The sequence below is a fragment of the Sorangium sp. So ce119 genome (assembly GCF_051524405.1).
Taxonomy (GTDB): Bacteria; Myxococcota_A; Polyangia; order Polyangiales; family Polyangiaceae; genus Sorangium; species Sorangium cellulosum_G.
In genome coordinates, this window is record NZ_CP150310.1 from 1,612,518 (window position 1) to 1,633,469 (window position 20,952).

Consider the following 20,952-nt stretch of genomic DNA (forward strand, 5'->3'; position numbering starts at 1 on the left):
GCTGCGCGGGCATCGGGAGGAGCGGCCGCCGGCGCCGCGCCTTCAGGGCACCGTCGGCTTGAAGTCGAGCGGGTTGGTGGGGGCGCCCTCGTGCAGGATGCCGTCGCCGAACCAGTACACGTAGCGAGGCTCCTGGGCCCCGTCGAGGTAGGCCTCCAGCCGGACGACGGCGCCCTCGGTCGTGGTGAACGCCATCGCGTCGATGTCCGAGCCGGTCTCGGCGTGGAAGTACGCGACGCCCTCGTCCACGAGGCGCGTCGCGTCCGTCTTCTCGACATCGATCCCCTCGATGTCGAAGAGCTCGGACGACGTGTCCACCGAGGCGTAGAGATCGAAGCTGCAGGCGACCTGGGACTGGTTGGTGTCGCAGGTCGTCCAGAGCGTCCACGTCCCGCCGGCCGCGTACTCGACGAAGATGCCGACCCCTTCGCCCGGCTCGCTGCTCAGGAGGGCGTCCGTGTCGATGGAGACGCGCATCGGATCGTTCGTGGGAGGCGGCGGGGGGGTGCTGTCCCCGTCGTCCCCGTCGTCCCAGTCGTCGTGGTGGTCGTGGTGGTGGTCGTGGCCGTCCTCGTCGACGACGATGCAGCCGCTCAGCGCGAGGGACGCCGCGACGAGGAGGGACGACCACGGTCCCAGTGAACGAAGCTTCACAAAGTCAGCGGAGAACGTCATCGGATCTGCTCCTGCTCGTGGACGTCGCAAGACGTGGGCCAAGCGCTACCGCGATCGTGGCCGGCCCGCCGCCGGCGCCGCCCTGCCCGGGCCCGACGGGAGGTGGATCCTGGGGCGCGACGGGACGGACGGCGCGCTCGGGGCCACGCGCGGCCTCGAGGGCGGCGCGCCGAGCTGCGGCGCCGGCGTGGCCCGCGGCAGCGACCGGGACTCCGGCGGCGAGACCGACGGCGACCGCTGCGGGGCGGCGCGCGGCGCGGGCGCGGCGTGCGGCGTCGTGACGACGCGCGGCGTCGGGGCCATCCGCGGCGCCGGGGAAGGCGAAGGCGGCGCGGGGATCGCCGGCGAGGCGCGGTGCGGCTCGCGCGCGCCGGCGCGGGGCAGGGCGCCGGCGCCGGACAGACCTCGCTCCGGAAGGGCGGGCCTGGCGACCGGGGCCTCGCCGTCGGGCGACCTCGGGGTGCGCAGCGAGGGCCTCGCGCGCCGGTCGCCGGCCGCGGGGGCAGGGGGCGCCGTCAGGCGGCGCGCCGACGGGGGCGCGAGGCGCGCGCTCGATGCCGGGCTCTTGCCCGCGTAGGCGAGGGCGCGCGGGTCGGGCCGGGCGCGGTGCCTCGGCGCGGACGCGGAGGGAACGCCGGCCTCGGCGAGCGAGGGCGACGCGGGGCGGTAGCTGCCGGGGCGGATCCCGTGGGCCGAGCCCGAGCGACCCGCGCCGCCCGGGCGGGCCTCGCTGTGGCCCGGCCTGCCCGCGGTCGGCCGCGCCGGCCTGTACGTGTGCGAGTGCGCGGCGATGCGCCGGACGACGCCGCGATCGCGGACGATGTGCGTGTGGACGTGGCGGTGGAACACGTGCGTCGTCGGGCAGAAGACGTACGCCGCCGGGGGAACGGTCCACAGCGAGACGGCGACGCCGCCGGTCCAGTAGTAGGTCGGCGGCATCGGCGCCCAGCCGACGTAGCCGTGGTCGCCGACGCGCCACACGACCCACGCCGGGGCGTACACCCGTCCCGGGATCCACGACCAGCCGTGCGCGGAGATCCAGACCCAGCGGCCGTAGTGGAACGGGATGTGGCCCCACGCGTAGTCGCTGACCCACATCCACTCGCCGTCCTCGGTGAGCGACCAGCGCCCCGCGGTCTGGTACGGCGCGAAGTCGGGGCCGACGACGACAGCGGAAGGCACCCAGACCCTGCCGTAGCTCGGGTCGTCGATCCAGGTGCCGTAGGGGGCGAGCGGCTCGTCGAACTCGACCAGGGCGCTCGGGTCGGTGTCCTCGTACGCGTCCACCTCGATCTCGGCGCTCACGCCGACCTCCGCCTGGACCGGCTGGGTCTCGGCGGGCTGTGAAGGCGCGGTCTCACCGGCGCTGGCAGGGGCGTCGCTCGTGTAGCCCTGCGGCAGTCCCTGGGCCGCGGCGGTCGACGGCGCGGCGATCAGCGCGGCGAGCAGCGGCAGCGCGCCTCCTAGCCGGCGGAGCCGGGCCCTGAACGGGCTCTGCGCCGCGGCGGGCGCGGGGGACAGCGGAGAAGAGGACTGCGGAAGCGGCATCGGGAGCATGATGGGTCCTTCTCGAGGGGGATGCCAGGGACAGGTCGGGCCGGCCTCGGGCGCCCTGGGACGGCTCTCGCACGTCCGTCAGACGTTGCCTCGCGGCGCGCGGTGCAGCCTGCGCGCGCGACCGGCCTCCTTTGGAATGCAAACGACGTTCCGGTGCTCCGCTCCGTCGCTACGCGGCGCGGCGCGCGCCGTCAGTCGAGATCGCTGTCGTCGAGCGCGGGCTTCGGCGCCCCGTCTCCCGCCGCGGGCAGCTCCCGCGGGCGCAGCGTGGGCGGCGCCTTCGGCAGGAGCGACAGCCGCGCGTGCGCGTCGGCCAGCTTGCGATCGGCCTCGCGCAGGCGGCGGTTCAGCACCCGGATCACCGCGTCGGCGATCTCGGCCGTCTCCCGCACCGCCTCGTGGAAGTCCTCGGCGGAGACCCGGAGCAGCTCCGCGTCCTCGGTGACCACGGCGGTCGAGGCCCGCGGCTCGCTGTCGAACAGCGACATCTCGCCGAAGACGTCGTGCGGGCCGAGGCGGGCGATCTCGCGGCCGTCGAGCGTGAGCCGCACCTCGCCCGAGATGATCGAGTAGAGCGCGCCGCCGGGCTCCCCCTGGCGGAAGATGACGTCGCCGCGGAGCAGCGAGACGACGAGCGAGCCGCGCGCCAGCGCCACGAGATCGTCGCCGGCCACGCGCGAGAAGAGCGGGACACGCTGGAGGAACAGGACCTTCTCGATCGTGGTGTACATCTCGTCCTCGGGGTCGATGCCGGTGCCGCCGGTGACCGCCCAGTATCGTGCGTAACGCGCCACCGCGGGATCGACATCGGCGCGCAAGGTGGTCAGGCGCTCGCGGGCGCCCGGCGGGCGGGTCACGGAGATCGCGATCGCGGCCGCCTCGCGGACGAGCGGATCGGGATCGTGGGTCGCGGCGAGCGCGTCCTCGGCGGCGCCGAGGATCGCGTGCTGCGCGACCGCGTTGAGCGCGAGCGCGGCGCTGTAGGGCTCGCCGCGGGCGATCTCGCGGCGGAGCCACGCCACGACGCCGGCCTCCGGCGGCATGGGCCTCGTCGGGAAGGCGACGGAGAGCTCGAGCAGGCGGTCGACGAGCGCGACGAGGCGCTCGCGGAGCGGGCGGTCGAGGAGCGACTCGAGCACCTCGAAGGCGTTGGCCCGCAGCGCGGGATCGGGGCCGAAGACGTGGGTGCGCACGAGGGCGACGACCTCGCGCGGGTAGGCGAGCTCGCACAGGCGGAGCACCCGGATCAGCCCCTTCCGCAGCCGGCGGAGCAGGTGCTGATCGAGCAGCGGGCTCGCGACGCGGGGGCGCACGGCGATGTAGGCCTCGCGCGTGCGGACGTGATCGACGGTCTCGTCGTCGATGCAGGCGCGGATGACCCGGAGGGGGGCCGGCGGCGCGCGCAGCGCGAGGCGCAGGCGCGAGGCGGACGCGAGCACCTTCTGGCGGAGGGCCTCGTCCGGGTGGGCGATGTGGGCGAGCAGCGCGTCGAGCGCGCCCTGGCTGGAGAGCCGCGCGAGCACCCGCGGGATCGCGAGGCGCGCGGCGCGCGGCGTGCCGTCGTCGTCGAGGCGCGCCGCGAGCTCGGGGATGGCGGCGTCGCCGAGCACCTCGATCGCCCGGGCCGCGGCCGGCGCGAGGGGGCGCTCGGCGAGCGCGTCCGCGAGCAGCGGGAGCAGGCGCGGATCGGCGACGCTCGAGGACGCGCGCACGGCCGCGCGGCGGACGGCGGGGTCGGGATCGCCGAGGAGGCGCGCGAGCGCGCGCTGGAGCGACGCGCGGCCGGCGAGGCCGAGGACGCGGGCGGCGGCGACGCGATCGCGGGGGGACGGGCTCTCGAGGAGCGCGCGGAGCCGCGGCGCGCCCTCGAGCATGCCGTCGAGGCCGCAGTGGCGCAGGAGGGCGGCGATCGCGGCGACCCGGAGCTCCTCGTCGGCGGCGGCCTCCTTGTCGCTCGGGGCGTCGCTGTCGCCTGGGGCGTCGCTGTCGCCGGGGGCCTTCCTCGACGCGGCCCGGGGCGCGGCGCCCTCCCGCGCGAGCGCGAGCAGCTCGTCGTGCGCGTCCTCCCGCAGCAGGGCGGCGAGGGTGTCGACGGCGGCGACGCGGACGGCTGTGTTGCGGTCGTGGACCGCCGCGCGCGCGATCTCGGGGCCCTCGTCGTGCCCGAGCTCGGCCGCGAGGCGCACCGCCAGCGCGCGCACCCTGGCCGAGCCGTGGTGCGCGAGCGCGGGGACGGCGTCGCGCACGAGCGCGGGGTCGAGCTGCCGGAGCTGGTCGACCGCGAAGAGCACCTGCGTCATGGCGCGGCTGTAGAGCGCCTCCTGGAGGATCGTGCGCGTCTGGGGGCCGTAGACGACGCTGTCGGGGTCGATCTGCCGGCGCATCAAGGTCCGGCGCATGGCGTCGAAGTAGCCGCGCCGCACGAGCGGGACGAGGGCGATGGTGACGGCGCAGAGCGGGAGGGAGTAGAGGCCGAGCCGCGCGGCCTCGTCGACGAGCGCGGGGCCCGCCGCCGCGGTGGGCGGTAGGGCGAGCAGGATCAGCGCGCCGAGGCCGTAGCCGAGGGGCTTTGCGATCGCGGAGACGAGCGTCCTCACCCGCTCCCGGAGCGCCGGCGGGAACGGGTAGAAGAGGATCTGCATCGTCGCGTCGTGCAGGGTGAACTGGAGCGCGTTGTCGCTCAGCTTGAGGACGGAGGCGACGACGAGGGTCGGGCTCGCGAGCAGCGCGGCGGTGCTCGCGGTGAACGCGGCCGGCATGGCGAGCAGCCCGCCGAGCACGCCGTGGCGCCGCAGGATGCGGGGCGTCACGCCGAGCTGCAGGACGAGGCCGAGCACGCCGACGGCGCCGTAGAGGAAGCCCATGAAGCGGGCGAGATCGTCGCGGTCGGGGTAGGCGGTGAGGGCGATGGCCTTGAACTGGTAGTCGCCGACCGTGAGGACGCCGAAGAGGAGGAAGGTCAGGAGCGCGACCGTGAGGGCGTAGCGCGAGCGCCACACTTCCATGCGGGGGAGGCGGGCCTCGATGAGCTCCTCGGCGCCGGACGGGGGCCGCTCCAGCGGGTGCCGGCGCGCGAGCCGCGTCGTGAGCGAGGCCATGGCGAGCAGCGCGGCGATGAGCACGAAGAGCAGGTTCTCGGTGCCGATCCACGTGACGACGCCGCCGGTCGCGAAGCCGCAGGCGACGGTGCCGACGACGCGCCCGCTGCCGATCAGGCCGAAGAGGCGCTTGGCGCTGCGGGGGTCGTGCAGGTCCTGGGCGAGGGCCCAGACGAGGACGCCGGTGAAGTTCGCGATGATCTCGGACCAGATGTAGAAGACGAGGTACGCGGCGCGGATCTCCTGGCCGATGAGGACGCGCAGCAGCGCGAAGGTGACCGCGCCGAAGAGGGCGAAGGCGACGCACAGCTGCGCGCGCGGCATGCGGCGGGCGACGCGGTCGTAGGCGAGCGCGGCGACGGCGGAGGCGGCGCCGTACACGATCCACATCGGCGCGATCCAGGTGACGGGGAACCTGGTGAGGAAGAGCGCGTCGCGCGCCGAGCGGCCGACGACGAAGATGAGCGCGGCGAGGAAGAGGAGGCAGAAGAGCAGCGCGGTCCGGTGCAGCTCGACGCGGGTGAGGGGGACGCCGAGGACGGCGGTGTCGGCCTCCGGTGGGGCGACGCTCGGCGGCAGCCGGCTCGGCCGGCTCGAGGTCGGGCGCACCGACGGCGCGGACCCGGGCGCAGGCGCGGACCCGGGCGCAGGCGCGCTGTCCTTGCGCGGATCGAGCTGCCCGGGGCGCACCGCCTCCGTCGCGGAGGCGCGCTCCTTCGCGCTCGGCTCCAGGGGAGCGGCGTCGGTTGGATCCACCTGCCTCAAGCTAGCCGAGCCCTCTCCTCCGGCGCGTGTCGAAGGCCACGCGAGGCGTCCGACGCCTGCGGCACCGTGCGCCGGGTTGCTCGCCTAGCGCTGCACGGCGCCGCTGACAACTTGTCAGGAATGGACACCGACGATGGCCAGGTCGTCACGCCGCGCCGCTCCGAGGTGACCTCTACGGACCTCCGGCGCGGCCTCCGACGGGGACACGCGCGGGTTTCCGGGCTGTTTGAAGGGCTGTGCGGGGCATTTGCGGCGTGGTACGAGCTGTGCTGAAAGGACGCGCACATGGACACGACAAGGTTTCTCGTGCGGCTCCGGCCGCGAGGGCGGCGGCTCCTCCCGCGGCTGTGCGCGGCGGCCTTCGCGGCCGCGGCGCTCGCCGGAGGCGCGCGCCAGGCCGCGGCGACGGTGACCATCAGCAAGGACGTGGAGCGCACCAAGACCGAGCGGCAGGACGCGGAGTTCCCGCTGTGGATCAGCCGCCAGGACTGCATCGAGGACAACGATCTGGCGTTCACGCTGACGCTGCAGGGCTTCTCGGCCAACGACACGCTGGCCGTCTGGGTCAGCGAGTCGCTGGACTGCACCCTGTATTCGAACCGCGACACCGGCATGCGGTGCCGGGAGGTGCTGAGTCGTTCCAACCTCGATGACACGATGGATATCACGCTACCCGTGAAGCAGATCGCGGCGGCGCTCGGCGCGGAGGGCTGCGACAGCACGAGGGCCAGCACCGGCGCCGTCGCGGTGACCCTCTACTTCATGCGGCTCGAATCCCTGGACGCGGACGCGACGGACGTCGCGAAGTGGGAGCAGACCAAGATGGATCTTCAGGGTCCGAAGCCGCCGACCGGGATCGAGGCGCGCGCCGGCGATGGGCGGCTCCTCGTCGACTTCACGCAGAACGAGGACGAGGACGTGCTCGGCTACTACTTCTACTGTGATGAGGGCGGGCAGTCCTCGGCCGGCGCGGGCGGAGGGGGCGACGGCGGGAGCGGTGGCCAGGGCACGGGGGGAGGAGCGGGCAGCTCGGGGTGCCAGTCCTCGCGCCTCGTCCCGGGGGAGATCCCGGAGGTGGCCCCGTGTGGCAAGGTGGGGAAGGCCAACCGTGGCTCGGCAGAGGGCCTCACGAATGGCAACTCCTATGTCGTCGGCGTGGCGGCCTATGACGCCGTCGGGAACGCCGGGCCGCTCTCGGCGCTCGCCTGTGGGACGCCGGTCGAGGTCGACGGCTTCTTCGAGAAGTACCGAGAAGCCGGCGGGCAAGCTGGCGGGGGCTTTTGCAGCGTCGAGGGGCCGGTCGGGGCGGGCTCGTGGGTCTCCTGGCCGCTCGGCGCCGTCACGGCCGGCGCGGCGCTGGGGTTGTGGCGCAGGAGCCGCCGGCGCCGCGCGCGTCCCGTCACGCAGGAGAGCGCATGAACCGTCATCTCCGTCATCCTGCCGCGGCGTGCCTCGCCGGCAGCGCGGCGCTCCTCATCGCCTCCGTGGCGGGCGCGCAGTCCAGCCGCTCGACGAGCGACTGGCGGCGGTCCGATCGCTCGAGCATCCAGCAGGAAGAGCGTTATGCCTCGCCTCAGAGCTTCGCGCTCGAGCTCCGCTTCGGCCCGTACTCTCCGGAGGTCGACGAGGATCCCGCCAGCGGGGGCTCCTTCGAGGAGACGTTCGGGGACGACCAGCGGTTCTATTTCGGGATGGAGTTCGACTGGCTACCGCTCCGGATCCCGTTCGTCGGCGTGATCGGACCGGGGCTCGGCCTGGGGATCACATCGGCGTCGGCGAACGCCTTCGAGGCGGGCAGCGACGTGAGGGCCGAGGCGGAGGAGACCTCACTCACCATCATGCCCCTGCACCTGTCGGCCGTCGTCCGTATCGATGAGCTGATGCGCCGGACGGGCATTCCGATCGTGCCTTACGCGAAGGCGGGTGTCGGCATGGGGCTCTGGTACTCCGTGTCGGGCCCTCGGCTGGCGAGGCCGGACGGCGTCCGCGCGCAGGGCATCACCTGGGGCACGCACCTCGCGGTCGGCGGGATGCTCGCGCTCAACTGGCTGGATCGCCGCGCGTCATCCCAGCTCGACGACTCCACGGGCATCAACCATACGTACCTGTTCGGCGAGTGGATGTACGCGAACCTGGATGGGTTCGGCTCGCGCCCGCAGATGCACGTCGGGACGTCGACGTGGATCGCGGGGTTGGCGCTCGATATGTGAGATGGCGAGCGGCGCCGGCGCGGTGGAAGGAGCGGCGTCGGCGCGGCGAGCGATGGGAGCGCCGGGGGCGGTGCTGGCGATGAAGGTGAAGGCCGGGTGCTGGGCGCTGGACGCGCCGCGCCCGGCTGGGCTTCACATCTCGTCGCTCTCCAGCGAGGTCCCGCCGTCGTCCTCTTCGATGACGGTGGTTCCCCGCGGTCGTGCCGTGGCCGGGCGGCGCGGGGGGCTGTCGCTGTCGAAGGCCTTGACGGTCTCCTGGGAAGGCGGCCCGAAGATGGGCATGACGAGCTCGCGCGCGGTGCCCTCGCGCTCGTAAGCGATCTTGAGCTCGTTCGCGCTGGCCAGGGCGCGGTAGGCCGCGAACAGGTCGTCGGGGCGCTCGAGCGGCGTGCCGTTCACCTGGGTGACGACGTCGCCGGGCTTGAGCTCGATGGCGCTCCAGTCCGGGGGCAGCGCGAGGATCTTCCAGCCGATGAAGGCGCCTGCCCGGACGACCTCCTCGACCGGCACGCGCCGCAGGATCCACGGCGGCCCCTGCATCAGCACCCGCTCCACGTCGGCGCGGGCGAGCTGCCCGGCGGGCGCCGCCTGCCTGGCCGGGGCCGCGCTCCTCGCAGGCGGCGCAGGGGCCGCCGCCGGGCCGGACGCCTGCTGCCCGCCGCACCCAGCGAGGACGGCCAGGGAGAGGCATGCGCCGAGCATGAGCTTTCCGTGCGTCGACATCGGGGGGACTATGCGCGGCGGACCCGAGGGGGCCAAGTAAGACGCAGGCGAAGCGGGGGCGATGAGACGCGCGCGGCAGGGCCGGTGAGCGGAGCGCGCAGCGCCCGTGGGAGGGGCGGCGCGGCCGGTGAGCGAGCGGCCAGGGCCAGCGAACGGCGGCCGGAAGGCTCGTCGGGCTCGAGGGTGACGGGGTTCGTCGTAAAAGGGTCGGGGAGGCGGGATTTGAACCCGCGACAACGAGCACCCAAAGCTCGTGCACTACCGGACTGTGCGACTCCCCGGGCGTGGTGTCCGCGAGCGGGACCATAGACGAGGTGCCCTGCCGGGGCAAGACGGGTCGAGCCGGCGGTCGAGCGCCTGGCGCCGGCGAGGCGCGTGCGAGGGGGCTTTTCAGGTGCGTCCCCGCGAGAAAGGCGCTGAGATGAGGGCGCCGTATGAGCGAGACGCTGCCGTCGCTGTCGGTCCATCACCTGGCCGTGGTCGTGCGCGATCTGGGGCGGGCCGAGGCCTTCTACGCGGGCGTCCTCGGGTTGCCGGTGGTGCGGCGCTGGACGGATGAGGCCGGAGCGCCGCGGTCGGTGTGGCTCGAGCTCGGGGGCGGCGCGTTTCTGGCCGTGGAACGGGCAGCGGCCGGCGGGCCGACGCGCGCGGACGAGGCGCCAGGCTGGCACTGCGTCGCCCTCGGGATCGCCCCGTCCGAGCGGGAGGCGTGGCGCCGTCGGCTGGCCGCGCGGGGCGTGGCCATCGAGCGGGAGAGCGCCTATTCGATGTATGCGCGCGATCCCGAGGGCAACCTGGTGGCGCTGAGCCACTACCCGCACCTGCGGGCGGGGGCGGGCTGAGGGGCCCGGCGCGTGGCCGGGGGCAGGCGGGGCGCCGGCGTGCGCGCACGCGAGGCCGGGGGGCGCGGCCCGCGTGTGCAGCGCGCGTGGAGCGCGGTGGTGAGATGATGGAAGGTCGGGCGGCGAACCAGCGCGCTGGAAGCTGCCCGGGGGGCAAGCGCGTCGAAGGGGAACGATCGAGCCGGAGGTTTCAAGATGCCGCGTTCAACGTCCGATTCCATGTCGCCTGATGCTCCTGTGTCGCTCGCGCTCCCGTTCGGGGCCATCGGGCTCGTGGGCGGCTGGCTCACGGCGGACAGCCTCCACCTCCAGCCGCCGCACGACGCGCCCCGCTTCCTGCTCGCGGGCGTGACGCCCATCACGGCGGCGCTGCTGGGCAGCTACCTGACGAAGCGGATCGGAGGCGTCGGGGGCGGGGGAGCGGCGACCTCGAGCGCCGGCGCGGGAGCCGTCGACGGCGCGAGGCTGGTGGGCGCGGGGTGGATGGAGGGGCCGGGACGGTGGACCCGCCGGGGGCCGATCGTGGCGAGCCTGCTCGCGGTGTGGGCCATCGGCGTGGCCGGCGTCGTGAACGGCATGACCATCGGGCTCATGGTGGGGCCGGCGGGGATGATCATCGGCGCGGCGTTCGGCGCCGTCTTCTCGTTGCCGTTCATCCCGGCGCTCGCCGTCGTGCTGCTCGCAGCGAACCGCGTCGGGAGGGCGCGCGCTGGCTCGATCGTGGCGAGCGCCGACCGGCGCGCCGTGTGGGCCGCGACGGCGTCGGTGATCGCCGTGGCCGCGCTGGGCGCGGGGGCGCTCTTCGGGGCGCCGGTGGCGCCCGAGCTGGGGCGCGCCGCGGCGGCGATGGGGCTCGCGGTGGTGGGGGCGCTGTTCGTGGTCGACGCGGCGGCGCTGGCGCGGGTGCTGAGGCTGCCGCGGGGGCCGATGGGGGCAGCAGCGGGGGGAGAGCGGGGCGACGCGGGGGAGGTGGAGGTCGAGGTCGAAGCGACGGGGACGCGGGGGGACAGCGGAGCGGGACGGGCGTGGGGAGAGGGGAGAGCGTCGACCTCGGTCTGGGGGACGAGGTGCTCGTCGAGGTGGTGCGGCCGACCCATGCCTACCGGGGAACGCGGCAGATCGCCCGGATCGTGCGGGGCAACCGCGAGCGCGCCGTGGCGGCGCTGCGGGCAGGGCTGGCGCGGGGCGGGATCGCGCTGGCGATCGGGGCGGCGCTCTTGGGGGAGCCGTGGCGGTGATCGGGGCGCGACGAGGCTGCCGGCGGCCGGCGGGAGGGCGGGCCGGCGGAAGCGTGGGCTCGGCGAGAGAGGGCGGGGGATCTGGCTTGATACGTGAAGCGAGGTGTGCCAGGGTCCGGCGCCCGTAGCGGCTGTACGCCCCTGCCCCCGTAGCTCAGTGGATAGAGCAGCGGTTTCCTAAACCGAAGGTCGCAAGTTCAATTCTTGCCGGGGGTGCTGGTAAATCTCAGGTCGTTCCGCACGGTTAGCCCCCATCGGCTACCGGACGGGACGCGACGACCCACCCGGCGTGGCGACAGTGAGGCAACGGGACCCGGCGGGGGGGCCTCCCCCGCTTACGCGGACCGTCTCCCTGTGCCGCGGGCGCGGTCACGCGCTCAGCCCTCGCGCGCCACGCGGATCACCTCCGCCAGCTTCTCTGGCGTGACCTCCCGGTCCTGCAGCACCGCCGCCGCCCAGGTCGCGACCTCGGCCGGCGTCCGGAAGATGTTGGGCGCGGGCACCTGCGTCCCGCCGGCCTGCAGCCGCATCATGAGGGCGCGGACCGAGGCGGCGATGAACCCCTCGGCCTCGATGAGCGTGGCGATGCCCCTCAGGTACCCCCCGGGAGCGCTCGCCGCCCGCTGCATCGCCGCCCGGGTCTGCTCGTCGGGCGGCCCGGTGCGCTGGCTGGGGACCACGACCAGGAACACTGCCCCTCCCGGCTGGCGCTCCGCAAAGGACTGGAAGAGCGCCCGGGAACGCTCGACGCCGGCGACGCTGGCCTGGGCGCGCCAGACGAGCAGCATGAGCCGCCGCCAGGTCGCCACCACGTAGACGTCCGTCCGCTCCAGCAGCTCGACCGTCACGGACGAGGAGGAGGTCGCCATCGCACCCGATTGTCCTCCCCGCGGGGTGGCTACCGCAAGATCGGCGAGCAGGTAGGAAAGTGCGCGGACGAGCGCGAAGCTCTTCCTCGCCGCCATGGTCGATCGTCTGCCGCCGGCGCGCCTCACCACCCGCGAGCGCTGCCCAGCCGCCGAGCGGCGATCACGTCCTCCTGCGCCGATGGGACTGCAGGTCGCGCCGCGCGGGAACGCCGATGTTCCGCGAACAGACGGCTCGCCGCGTCGCGCTCGAGAGAGCGCTGCACGAAGCATTGCGCACGACAGTGGTGTTCAGCGCACCGGGCGAGCATCCATTCGAATGCACCGACCTCCGGCATCGCGGGGTCGCCCCATGCTCGATGCCGAGCTCCTCGCACCGGTCATCGAGCGCGTAACGCGCGATCGTCCCGGCGGGCAAAGCGCGAACAGCAGCGCAGCGACTCGCGGACTGTGGAGGTGCGTGATCGCCGGACCGTCCTGTGCGCACGCGGACGGCGGGCCGGCGCCCCACCACGACCCGCATCGTCGATCCGAGCGAGCGCCGCGATCGGGCACGTCCACGGCGGCGACCGCGGTCACGTCCGGTGCAATGGACCGCGCCGGAACCGGCGGCACCGCTCCGCCTCGACCAGGCCCTCCGGCGTGATACTGTTGGCTACGTCACATTTTTAGTCGCGCTGTCGTTTCCATGCTGCGTGAGCAGTCCACCGTCTCCCGGCGCCGCTGCCTCGCTCATCTCTCCGATGGAGCCCCTCTCTGGCGACGATGGAACGCCTGGGGGTGGATCGGCGCGTCGCGCCCACAAGCGAAGAGCCTTCATGCAGGGCGCCGGCCGTGGAGCCCCGGCCGCGCGGCGCGGGTACCCCGATGAGATCCTCCCGTGTCGATCCAGCCATGCTTCGCTCGACTTCCGTGCTTGCTCATCCCGTTTGACAGAAAGAACGCACGGCCCTCGCAAAGAAGGAGCAACGTATGCTGTCGACGCAGCGGCTTGTAAGAGCCTGGATCGGCGCCTCGCTCGCGCTCGCCGCCGCCCCGGCCTGGGCGGCCTTGCCCCCTGCCGGATTCAGCGATTCCTGGTCCGCGTGGGGCTATCACCCTCCCCGAGGGGAGAGCGCCGCGTACCCGGATGTCTGCAGCCTCGATGCGCCCTACAATGAACCGGCGTTCACGGCAGACGAGGATACCGGCAAGAGCTGCCCCAGCTACGCTACAGAGTCGCCGCGGTGCACGGGACCTTTCTGCCCCGACAGCGGCGTGTGCGATGGAACCGTCGTGCTGCACGAGGACCTGAACTCCTGCCAGGGAGAGGGCTGCTGCCTGCCGGGGTCCGTCGGCGTCGATGGCGTGGTCAATGTCGTACCCTACCTGGAACGGCCGGCGGAATGGCCGTTCTCCGCCGACGCTTCCGTGAACCACAGCGCCAACGTCGATGACAGCCCAGGCCTGGCGAGGGCCATCGAGTGTGCAGCGTCGCTGTCATATTACCGGCGCACCGTGCGCTTCCCTGCCGGGCGGTACGTGCTGCGCACACCGCTGAGACCCCAGCACGACGCGCTGACCCTGGAGGGGCCGGAGCTGTCTCCGGACACCGGCCCGGGCGATCCAGAGACCGCGACGCTGGTGGCGATCCCCTGCAACCCGGAGCAGCTCCCCGGGGCGATCCAGGTCCACAAGGCCGCCAGGAGCGGTCACGGCGTCGACGAGGTCTGGGGGCTCTGGATCCGCAATCTGCAGATCGAGCTCACGGAGGGGCCACGAAAGACGGCCAACAGCGGCATCCAGCTCAACAACTGCTCGGACTGCGAGGTGGAGAACGTCATCATGCGGTACGCCCCCCTCGCGCCTCAACTGCCGTCTTGCAAGCCGGCCAACCTGGATGGGATCACCTTCTCCCTCGGATCCGGGGGCGTGATCCGGAACGTGATCGTGGACGGCGTACCGAAGGGCGGCATTTACCTGTCCTCGATCGCCGGATACCACGACACGCCCCCGGTCCTCGTGGAGAACTGCGAGGTCAAGAACATCGACGGACCGATCGCGGCCGCCGCGATCAAGATCATCACCGCCAATGCGACCGTGCGGAACTGCGAGGTCCACCATAGCCTCTTGCATCCACGGGACGGATCCACCTCGATCCACAATGGGTACGGCCTGTGGATCGCCACCCAGGTCGGCGTCGCACCCGGCATCCCTAGCGCCGTGCCGGCGAACGTCCTGGTCCAGGACAGCTACTTTCACCACAACGGCGGCACCGGCGTCGCCATGGCGAGCGCCGTCGAGGACGATCGCCCGACGGGGATCCGGCTCGAGAGGATCAGGTCTGCCTACAACGGGAACTATGGAGTGCACATCCAGGCAGGCACCGGCGTGCAGCTCCGGGACCTCTGGTCCTGGGGCAACGGCCTCTACGGCATGTACCTGAGCTCGGGGACGTCGCTCCCCGCGAGCTCGGTCCGCGTCGGAAGCGTCATCCTGGAGAGGCCGCTCGTCTTCGACAACAGCCTACGCGCGACGTCGGGCTCCTACCCCGGCATCAGGATCGACGCGAGCGACGTCACGATCTACGGTGGCGAGGTCGCGCGCTGTGACGCCTCGCGCGGGAGGCAGTCGAGCTCCATCCAGCAGCAATGCTGGCTGTCGGGCCCGACAGGCGCGCAGGTCCTCTTTCACCCGGAGGACAACGTCGTCTGGGGCGTGGGCAGGCGCGCCACGAGCGCGCCGGAGCTGCTGGCGTGCCCTCATGAATGAGCCGCGCCCAAGGCCTGGCGCTGGTCAGCCATCGCGATGTTCCGGGGGATCTTCGAGGATCTCCGCCGGCGCAGGATCATCCCTTCCTTGCCCGCTCGTACACCCTGAACCACCGCTTCGACATCACCTGCAGGCTCTCCCTCAGCCAGTCGTCGAGATCGCGCAGGTCGAGCCCGGCGAACGCCTCGGCGTGCTGGCGCGCGAGGATGCTCACCTGCACCTCGAGCACCGCGCGCAGATCGCTCTTCTTGAGCTCCTCGATGTCCAGCGAGGCCCGCCCCAGGCGATCCCGGAGCAGGTAGACGCTCCGGCCGACCTGGACCTCGACATAGAACGGCACCTCGAGGCCCCGCCATATCGACGCCTTCGCCCGATCGAGCCTGTCCTCGTCCTCGTGCAAGAAGTTGTTCCAGCTCGTCGCCGCGTGGGTCGTCTCCTTGAGCTCCAGCAGACGCAGCCGCCGCCCGTCGCCCCGCTCGCGCGCGAGGAGCAGGTACCGCTCGAGCCCGCCGGAGCCCCCGGAGTCACGGTCCCGATGCGCGAGCTCGATCACCTCGACGTCCGCCCGCTCGCCGAGCCGCCCGAGCGCCTCGAGCAGCTTTCCACCGAGATCGGCCTCCGCGCGCGACAGCTTCAGCGCGGGCTCGTCGAGCCGGAACGCCTCGCCCTCCGTCCACTTCGCGAGCTGCCGCGCGTCGCGGGCCGCGACGTCGGGATAGAGAGGCTCGGGGAGCTCGCGCAGGGGCTCGTTGCCCTGCAGCATGTCCTCGTAGAGCTCCATGAGCTCGCCGAGCGCCTTCCTGTCGTCGAGCAGGAGCCGGAGCACGGTGAAATACCGGAGCGCGTCCAGGGCGGCGAGGCCGGGGCCCGCGTCGTCGAGATCGTTGAACACGTAGCGCGGGCCCACGGTGAACGTGATGAGCCCGAAGTTGTCGGGGTGCGCGTCGCCGAAGCACAGGCAACCGCCGCCAGGCACCTTGCTCCGCGGCACGTCGAGCAGATCCACGTGCCACGCCTGCGGGAAGCTCCGCATGAAGCGCATCGGCGAGCGCAGCGCGGACTTCCATTTCTCGTCGAACTCGACCGGCTCGACGTGCGGATTCACCGCCCGGAAGAACGCCCGGGTGAGCTCCTTGACGGGCGGCAGATCGCTCTCTTGAATGGGGCGCATCGCGTCTCCTCCGGCCGGACGGGTGACGCGCTCGATGACAGGACGCCCTGTCACCGAGCGAGCGCGTCACCGCCCGCGCGCCGCTCTCGTAGCACGCGCGGGCGGGCCGTGAGGAGGGAGAACCACCGGGGAGGGGACTACGGAGCGGCCACGGCCACGTCGCACGTGAACGGCGAGAACGTGTCGTACGACCCGACGAGCACCGTGTAGACGCCGCTGTCCGGGCAGACGAACGGCGCCTGCGGGCACAGGCCGCACGTGTCGTCGACCGAGGTGAGCGCCTCGGCGCGGGTGCAGCCCGACACGCCGTCGCACACCCGGATCACCGGATCGTTCCCGCAGGCGCAGCCGCAGCCCACCGTGATCGGCGCGCCGGGCGTGCAGGACACGCCCTCGAACCCGGGCGCGATCGACCAGCCGCAGTCGCGGTCCGGACCCCCAGAAAACGCCGGGCACGCCGCGAGCGGGTCCCCGGGGGTCGTCGGGACGTCCTCCGGGATGGTGACGGGGATCTCCACCGTGTTGTTGTCGTAATCGCTCTCCGGCAGCGTGCGATCGTGGTTGATCGCGATGCGGAGCAGGTAGTCGCCCGCCGCCACGCCGGTGATGTCGACCCACTGGCAGTCGAGGCTGGCGTGGTACACGTCGCTCCAGCCGCGCTGGATGCCCTGGAAGCCGCAGTGGTAGCGCGGCGTGGTCGGCGCGCCCGGGATGCCCACGGGCGAGCTGTCGAGCAGGCAGAACGCCTGCTTGTGGCCGGTCGCGACGATCGAGCCGGTCGCGTCGAGGAGCTCGTACAGCGCGTAGCCGTTGAAGTGATAGTGAGCGTGGCAGGCCGAGAACTCGAAGCCGGGGACGAGGGTCGGGTCGCCGAGGATCATGTCCGCCTCGCCGACGTTGGGGGTCTCCGTCGAGAAGCGCATCAGGCGGCGATCGCCCGCCGAGCCCACGCAGCCCTCCACGATCGCGCAGCTGTCTGCCGGGAAGACCTCGTGGCCGATGTTCAGGCTGAACTGCGCCACGTCCGCGGAGACCGTCAGGTCGGGCAGCGGGCACGTCGCGCCCGGCTCGAGCCGCGCGCAGGTGCCCATGAAGCCGCCGAGGCAGCAGGTCTCGCCCGCCGCGCAGTCGCTGTCCGACGCGCACAGCGCCGACGCGGCCGGCTGCTCCTCGACCTCGATCACGATGTCGAACGAGCCCTGATCGAGGCTCACCTCGTCCACCCCGGCGCGGAAGCGCAGCGCGACCGTCGTGCGCTGATCCGCGTAGACGTCGAACCACTGGGGGTTCGTCGAGATGAGCTGCGCCTGCACCGGCTGCGCCACGCCGTCCAGGTTCAGGCGCTCGAGCCGCCATCCCTCCTGCAAAAAGGCGAAGTAGCCGCCGACCGGCACGTCCGCGCTGATGCGGATCCGGTTCGGGTCGTCCTCGGTGTTGAAGAAGAGCGTGTCCTGGGGCCCCTGGACCATCACGACCCCATCGCGCAGCCGGTACATGGTGCCCGAGGGCGCCTGGCCCACGAGGCTCATCTCGACCTGTCCGGTCTCCTCCTTCTCCTTCTCTTCCCCCACACATCCCACGAGAGCCATCATTCCAAAGAGCGCAACCTGTGTAAGCTTCATGCGACCCGCAGTCCTCCTCGTCCTCCGCCTCAGAACCCTTGATGCCGTCACGGCACCGGCTCCTTCGCGGAAAGATCCCAGCACGCCCGAACTTCTCAGGACATCACATGTCCCCGGTACTGTCCATGGGGCCACGGCACGCCGAGGGCGCTTGATCGGCGCGCCGAGGGCGCTCGACATGCCGCTGGCGCTCGACATGCCGCTGGCGCTCCATCGACTCTACGTGCCGCTTACGTGCCGCGGGCGCTCGATCTGCGCGCCACGGGCGCCCGAGAGGAGACGAGAACGTGCTTTCTTGGTGTCTACTTGACAGTCATTGTGTCGCGATGCAGGATGCTCCTCGTGACGACGTACAAGCTCGACGAGCTCGCGGCCGAGGCGGGCGTGGCGCCGCGCACGGTGCGGTATTACGTGCAGCGCGGCCTCCTGCCGGCCCCGGAGTTCCGCGGGAAGGACACCGCCTACGGGCGCGAGCACCTCGCCCGGCTCCGCGCCATCAAGGTGCTCCAGCAGGCGCACCTGCCGCTCGAGGAGATCCAGGCGCGCCTCGCGGGCGCGGGCGTGGACGAGATCGAGCGCATCGCCACGGCGGCGCCGCCCCGCGCGGCGACGGCGCCCTGTCCCGGCCCGGACGCCGCGCCGCCGGCTCCGGTCGCCGGCGCGCCGCGCGGCGAGCGCTGGGAGCGGGTCGAGATCGCCGACGGGGTGGAGCTCCACGTGCGGAGCGACGCGCCGGAGCGCTCGCGGCGCATCGCCCTCGATATCGAGTCTCGTTACGCAACCCTTGCCCCGAAAGGCTCGCGATGAACCCGTCCACCGATGTGTCGCTACCGGCGCCGATGTCGTGTCTGTGCTCCTCCGAGGGCCGCCCGGTCCCGCTGCTCGGCGTCTCGCTGTCGGGAGAGGTCCTGGGCGGCGCGGCGCGGCTGGTCGTGCGGCAGCGCTACCGGAACGAGGAGCGCCGGCCGATCGAGGCGATCTACACCTTCCCGCTGCCGAGCGAGGCGAGCATCGCCGGGTTCGCCATGGAGTGCGCCGGCCGCAGGCTCGAGGGGGAGGTCAAGGAGCGGGAAGAGGCGTTCCGGGCCTACGACGAGGCGATCTCCACGGGGCACGGCGCCGCGCTGCTCGACGAGGAGCGGCGCAACGTGTTCACGGCGAGCGTCGGCAACCTCCTGCCCGGCGAGGAGACGGTCGTGGAGGTCGCGTTCGTGCAGGCGCTGAAGGCCGACGAGGGGGCGCTGCGGCTCATGGTCCCGACCCTCGTCGCGCCCCGGTACATCCCGGGCGCGCCGCAGGGGGACAGGACGGGGCACGGCGTCCAGGAGCCGACGGACGCGGTGCCCGACGCGGACCGCATCTCCCCGGAGATCGCGCGGGTCGACTACGGCATCACGGTGGACATCGTCTTCGACCTCGGGCGCGACGTCGCGATCGAGAGCCCGTCGCACGCCATCGAGGTGCGCCGGGAGGAGGCGCATCGACAGCGCGTCTCGCTGCGGAACGACAGGGCGGCGCTGGACCGGGACATCGTGCTGCTCGCCGCGGGCGCGCCGGGCGTGCAGGCAGGGCTCGTCTGCGACAGGCGCCCCGGCGAGGAGGGGACCTTCGCGCTCACCGTCGTGCCGGATCTGTTCGACGCGAAGCGGGCGGCCGCCCGGCGCGACGTGGTGTTCGTCGTCGACGTGTCGGGGTCGATGCAGGGCGAGTCGATCGACCAGGCGAAGCGCGCGCTGCGGCTGTGCCTGCGGCACCTCGCCGAGGGCGACCGGTTCGGGGTGATCGCTTTCTCCAACGAATTCCGCGCGATGGATCCGGCGCTCACGCCGTTCACGCAGCGGACCCTCGAGCGCGCGGACGCGTTCGTCGCGGGCCTCGTCGCGTCCGGCGGCACGGAGATGCTGAATCCGCTGCTCGCCGCCGTGGGCATGCTCGGCGAGACGGACCGGGACCGCGTGGTCGTGCTGCTGACCGACGGGCAGGTGGGGAACGAGGCCGAGATCGTCGACGGGGTCGCCGCGCTGGGCAAGGGGGTGCGGGTCTACACGTTCGGGATCGGGACGAACGTGAGCGAGCTGCTCGTGAACGACCTCGCGCGCCGGACGCAGGGCGCCGCGGAGTTCATCCACCCGGGCGAGCGCATCGACGAGAAGGTGACGGCGCAGTTCGCGCGGGCGATGGCGGTCCGGGTCACCGGGATCGAGGCGCGCTTCGAGGGCGTCGACGTCGGCGAGCTCGCGCCGGCCGAGCTCCCGGCGCTCATCGACGGCGAGCCGTGGGTGCTCTACGGCCGCTACGAGCAGCCGGGGATGGGGCGCGTGGAGCTTCGCGGGAGCCTGCGGGGGGAGCGCTTCCACCTCACGGTACCGGTCGAGCTCGCGGCGGAGGCGTCGCGGCACGGGCTCGAGGCGCTGTGGGCGGGCGCCCGCGTGCGGGAGCTCGAGGCGTCGGAGCGAGGGCTGTCCGGCAAGCGCGCCGAGGCCATGCGCAAGCGCATCGTGGACCTCGCGGTCCGGCACCGGGTCGCCTCGAAGCACGCGTCGTTCGTGGTGATCGAGCGGCGGACGGGCGACCGGCGGGCCCACGGGCAGCCCGAGGCGAGGCCCGTGCCGGTGAGCCCTCCGGCGGGGTGGGGGATGTCCAGCCACCGTGGCCCGGCGGCGCCGGCCGCCGCGTTCGCCGCGATGTCGATGAGCGTGGGCGGTCCGATGACGGGCGGTCCTGTCGTCATGAGGGCCAGGGCCGTCGCGCCCGCTCCCATGGCGGGCGACGACGAGCGGTCGGTCCGCCTCGATCCGGCGCCGGCCGCCCGCGGCGGTCTGCTGTCGCGCGCCAAGCAGCTCTTTCAGCCGAGCGCCGCCGCCGGATCGGCGCGCGTCGCGGCCCCCGCGGCCCCCGCGGGCGCCGTCGCGCGGGGTCTACCCGAGGGAGCGCGGTACGGATCCGGGCCGGGAGCGCCCCCGCCGCCGGCGCCTGGCGCTGCCCCCGGAGGGGGCGAGCCCCAGGGGCCTGACCTGGGGCGCGTCTTCGAGGAGCAGCTCGCGTCCGGGCTCTGGGAGCGCGGGGAGCCGACCGATCTCGGGCGGCTCACCAGCACGGCGCTGTGCCTCGCGGCGTGCCATGAGCAGGGCATCGACTCGGCCCACCCGATCTACGGCGCCCAGGTGGCCAAGGCGGTCGAGGCGCTCTGCGGGCTTGCCGCGTCGCTCCTCCAGGGCGGCGGCGCGGACCGCGAGGTGGCCGCGGCGCTCTCGGCGGCCTACCTGGTGGCGAGCGGGCGGCGGCTGCGGGCGCGGATCCACGACGTCGCGTCCGCCGCGGCGTCCGAGGCGGTGCGCTCGGTCGCGGGGGAGCTCGGGGACGCGGGGGCGCTCAGGAGGAGGGTCGAGGCGCTGCGCGGGGCGTGACGGGCTCGCCGCGGCGGGAAGGCCGCG

General features: G+C 73.2%; 14 protein-coding genes and 2 tRNA genes. 8 read left to right on the plus strand and 8 right to left on the minus strand.

Features of this window, described 5'->3' with window-relative positions:
* Window positions 1-42: 42 nt before the first annotated feature.
* From WME76_RS06410 to WME76_RS06420, 3 genes are all read right to left on the minus strand, one after another.
* The gene (locus WME76_RS06410; RefSeq protein ID WP_437959303.1) at window positions 43-675 is read right to left on the minus strand and encodes a hypothetical protein; all 633 of its coding nucleotides are present in this window, start codon (window positions 673-675) and stop codon (window positions 43-45) included.
* Between the two features lie 45 nt (window positions 676-720).
* Window positions 721-2,232, minus strand: coding sequence for a DUF6600 domain-containing protein (locus tag WME76_RS06415; protein ID WP_437959304.1), 1,512 nt, complete (start codon window positions 2,230-2,232; stop codon window positions 721-723).
* Between the two features lie 191 nt (window positions 2,233-2,423).
* Window positions 2,424-6,086, minus strand: a complete 3,663-nt coding sequence (locus tag WME76_RS06420) for an MFS transporter (RefSeq protein ID WP_437959305.1) — start codon at window positions 6,084-6,086, stop codon at window positions 2,424-2,426.
* A gap of 294 nt (window positions 6,087-6,380) precedes the next feature.
* Here WME76_RS06420 and WME76_RS06425 point away from each other — a divergent pair, with 294 nt between their 5' ends.
* Both WME76_RS06425 and WME76_RS06430 read left to right on the plus strand, forming a co-directional pair.
* On the plus strand, window positions 6,381-7,514 hold the full coding sequence (locus WME76_RS06425; protein WP_437959306.1) for a hypothetical protein: 1,134 nt from the start codon (window positions 6,381-6,383) through the stop codon (window positions 7,512-7,514).
* The gene (locus tag WME76_RS06430; RefSeq protein WP_437959307.1) at window positions 7,511-8,305 is read left to right on the plus strand and encodes an MXAN_2562 family outer membrane beta-barrel protein; all 795 of its coding nucleotides are present in this window, start codon (window positions 7,511-7,513) and stop codon (window positions 8,303-8,305) included. Before WME76_RS06425 ends, WME76_RS06430 begins: the two co-directional genes overlap by 4 nt.
* Before the next feature lie 132 nt (window positions 8,306-8,437).
* Here WME76_RS06430 and WME76_RS06435 read toward each other — a convergent pair whose 3' ends face one another.
* Together WME76_RS06435 and WME76_RS06440 are read right to left on the minus strand one after the other, a co-directional pair.
* Entirely contained in the window at window positions 8,438-9,028 is a 591-nt protein-coding gene (locus WME76_RS06435) for a serine protease (RefSeq protein ID WP_437959308.1), read from the minus strand.
* Window positions 9,029-9,235: 207 nt separating this feature from the next.
* A tRNA-Pro gene (locus WME76_RS06440) sits at window positions 9,236-9,309 on the minus strand.
* 153 nt (window positions 9,310-9,462) lie between these two features.
* On the opposite strand from WME76_RS06440, the gene WME76_RS06445 reads away from it, so the two are divergent.
* The 3 genes from WME76_RS06445 to WME76_RS06455 all read left to right on the plus strand — a co-directional run bounded on the left by WME76_RS06445 (window position 9,463) and on the right by WME76_RS06455 (window position 11,324).
* Window positions 9,463-9,870: a VOC family protein gene (locus tag WME76_RS06445; protein WP_437959309.1), complete on the plus strand. Its 408-nt coding sequence runs from the start codon at window positions 9,463-9,465 to the stop codon at window positions 9,868-9,870.
* 219 nt (window positions 9,871-10,089) lie between these two features.
* Window positions 10,090-11,205, plus strand: a complete 1,116-nt coding sequence (locus tag WME76_RS06450) for a hypothetical protein (protein ID WP_437959310.1) — start codon at window positions 10,090-10,092, stop codon at window positions 11,203-11,205.
* Window positions 11,206-11,251: 46 nt separating this feature from the next.
* A tRNA-Arg gene (locus WME76_RS06455) sits at window positions 11,252-11,324 on the plus strand.
* Window positions 11,325-11,485: 161 nt separating this feature from the next.
* On the opposite strand, the gene WME76_RS06460 is transcribed toward WME76_RS06455, so the two are convergent.
* Window positions 11,486-11,977: a hypothetical protein gene (locus WME76_RS06460; protein ID WP_437959311.1), complete on the minus strand. Its 492-nt coding sequence runs from the start codon at window positions 11,975-11,977 to the stop codon at window positions 11,486-11,488.
* Window positions 11,978-13,249: 1,272 nt separating this feature from the next.
* Between WME76_RS06460 and WME76_RS06465 the strand changes: the two genes are divergently transcribed.
* Window positions 13,250-14,725 (plus strand): right-handed parallel beta-helix repeat-containing protein, encoded by a 1,476-nt coding sequence (locus tag WME76_RS06465; protein ID WP_437959312.1) that lies wholly within the window; start codon window positions 13,250-13,252, stop codon window positions 14,723-14,725.
* A 76-nt stretch (window positions 14,726-14,801) separates the two neighbouring features.
* On the opposite strand, the gene WME76_RS06470 is transcribed toward WME76_RS06465, so the two are convergent.
* Together WME76_RS06470 and WME76_RS06475 are read right to left on the minus strand one after the other, a co-directional pair.
* A complete protein-coding gene (locus tag WME76_RS06470; RefSeq protein WP_437959313.1) occupies window positions 14,802-15,896 on the minus strand; it encodes a hypothetical protein in 1,095 nt (364 codons plus the stop codon).
* A gap of 137 nt (window positions 15,897-16,033) precedes the next feature.
* Window positions 16,034-17,476, minus strand: a complete 1,443-nt coding sequence (locus tag WME76_RS06475) for a lysyl oxidase family protein (RefSeq protein ID WP_437959314.1) — start codon at window positions 17,474-17,476, stop codon at window positions 16,034-16,036.
* 375 nt (window positions 17,477-17,851) lie between these two features.
* Here WME76_RS06475 and WME76_RS06480 point away from each other — a divergent pair, with 375 nt between their 5' ends.
* Window positions 17,852-18,325 carry a helix-turn-helix domain-containing protein gene (locus WME76_RS06480; protein WP_437959315.1) on the plus strand — a complete coding sequence of 158 codons (474 nt, stop codon included), beginning with the start codon at window positions 17,852-17,854 and terminating at the stop codon, window positions 18,323-18,325.
* The gene (locus WME76_RS06485) at window positions 18,322-20,925 is read left to right on the plus strand and encodes a VIT domain-containing protein (RefSeq protein WP_437959316.1); all 2,604 of its coding nucleotides are present in this window, start codon (window positions 18,322-18,324) and stop codon (window positions 20,923-20,925) included. Before WME76_RS06480 ends, WME76_RS06485 begins: the two co-directional genes overlap by 4 nt.
* The last annotated feature ends 27 nt before the right edge of the window (window positions 20,926-20,952 follow it).

What these genes read in the sequence shown, in the direction of transcription:
- WME76_RS06410 (WP_437959303.1), bottom strand. Translation starts at nt 675, where the DNA reads ATGACGTTCTCCGCTGACTTTGTGAAGCTTCGTTCACTGGGACCGTGG.
- WME76_RS06415 (WP_437959304.1), bottom strand. Translation starts at nt 2,232, where the DNA reads ATGCTCCCGATGCCGCTTCCGCAGTCCTCTTCTCCGCTGTCCCCCGCG.
- WME76_RS06425 (WP_437959306.1), top strand. Translation starts at nt 6,381, where the DNA reads ATGGACACGACAAGGTTTCTCGTGCGGCTCCGGCCGCGAGGGCGGCGG.
- WME76_RS06430 (WP_437959307.1), top strand. Translation starts at nt 7,511, where the DNA reads ATGAACCGTCATCTCCGTCATCCTGCCGCGGCGTGCCTCGCCGGCAGC.
- WME76_RS06435 (WP_437959308.1), bottom strand. Translation starts at nt 9,028, where the DNA reads ATGTCGACGCACGGAAAGCTCATGCTCGGCGCATGCCTCTCCCTGGCC.
- WME76_RS06445 (WP_437959309.1), top strand. Translation starts at nt 9,463, where the DNA reads ATGAGCGAGACGCTGCCGTCGCTGTCGGTCCATCACCTGGCCGTGGTC.
- WME76_RS06450 (WP_437959310.1), top strand. Translation starts at nt 10,090, where the DNA reads ATGTCGCCTGATGCTCCTGTGTCGCTCGCGCTCCCGTTCGGGGCCATC.
- WME76_RS06460 (WP_437959311.1), bottom strand. Translation starts at nt 11,977, where the DNA reads ATGGCGACCTCCTCCTCGTCCGTGACGGTCGAGCTGCTGGAGCGGACG.
- WME76_RS06470 (WP_437959313.1), bottom strand. Translation starts at nt 15,896, where the DNA reads ATGCGCCCCATTCAAGAGAGCGATCTGCCGCCCGTCAAGGAGCTCACC.
- WME76_RS06480 (WP_437959315.1), top strand. Translation starts at nt 17,852, where the DNA reads ATGCTCCTCGTGACGACGTACAAGCTCGACGAGCTCGCGGCCGAGGCG.
- WME76_RS06485 (WP_437959316.1), top strand. Translation starts at nt 18,322, where the DNA reads ATGAACCCGTCCACCGATGTGTCGCTACCGGCGCCGATGTCGTGTCTG.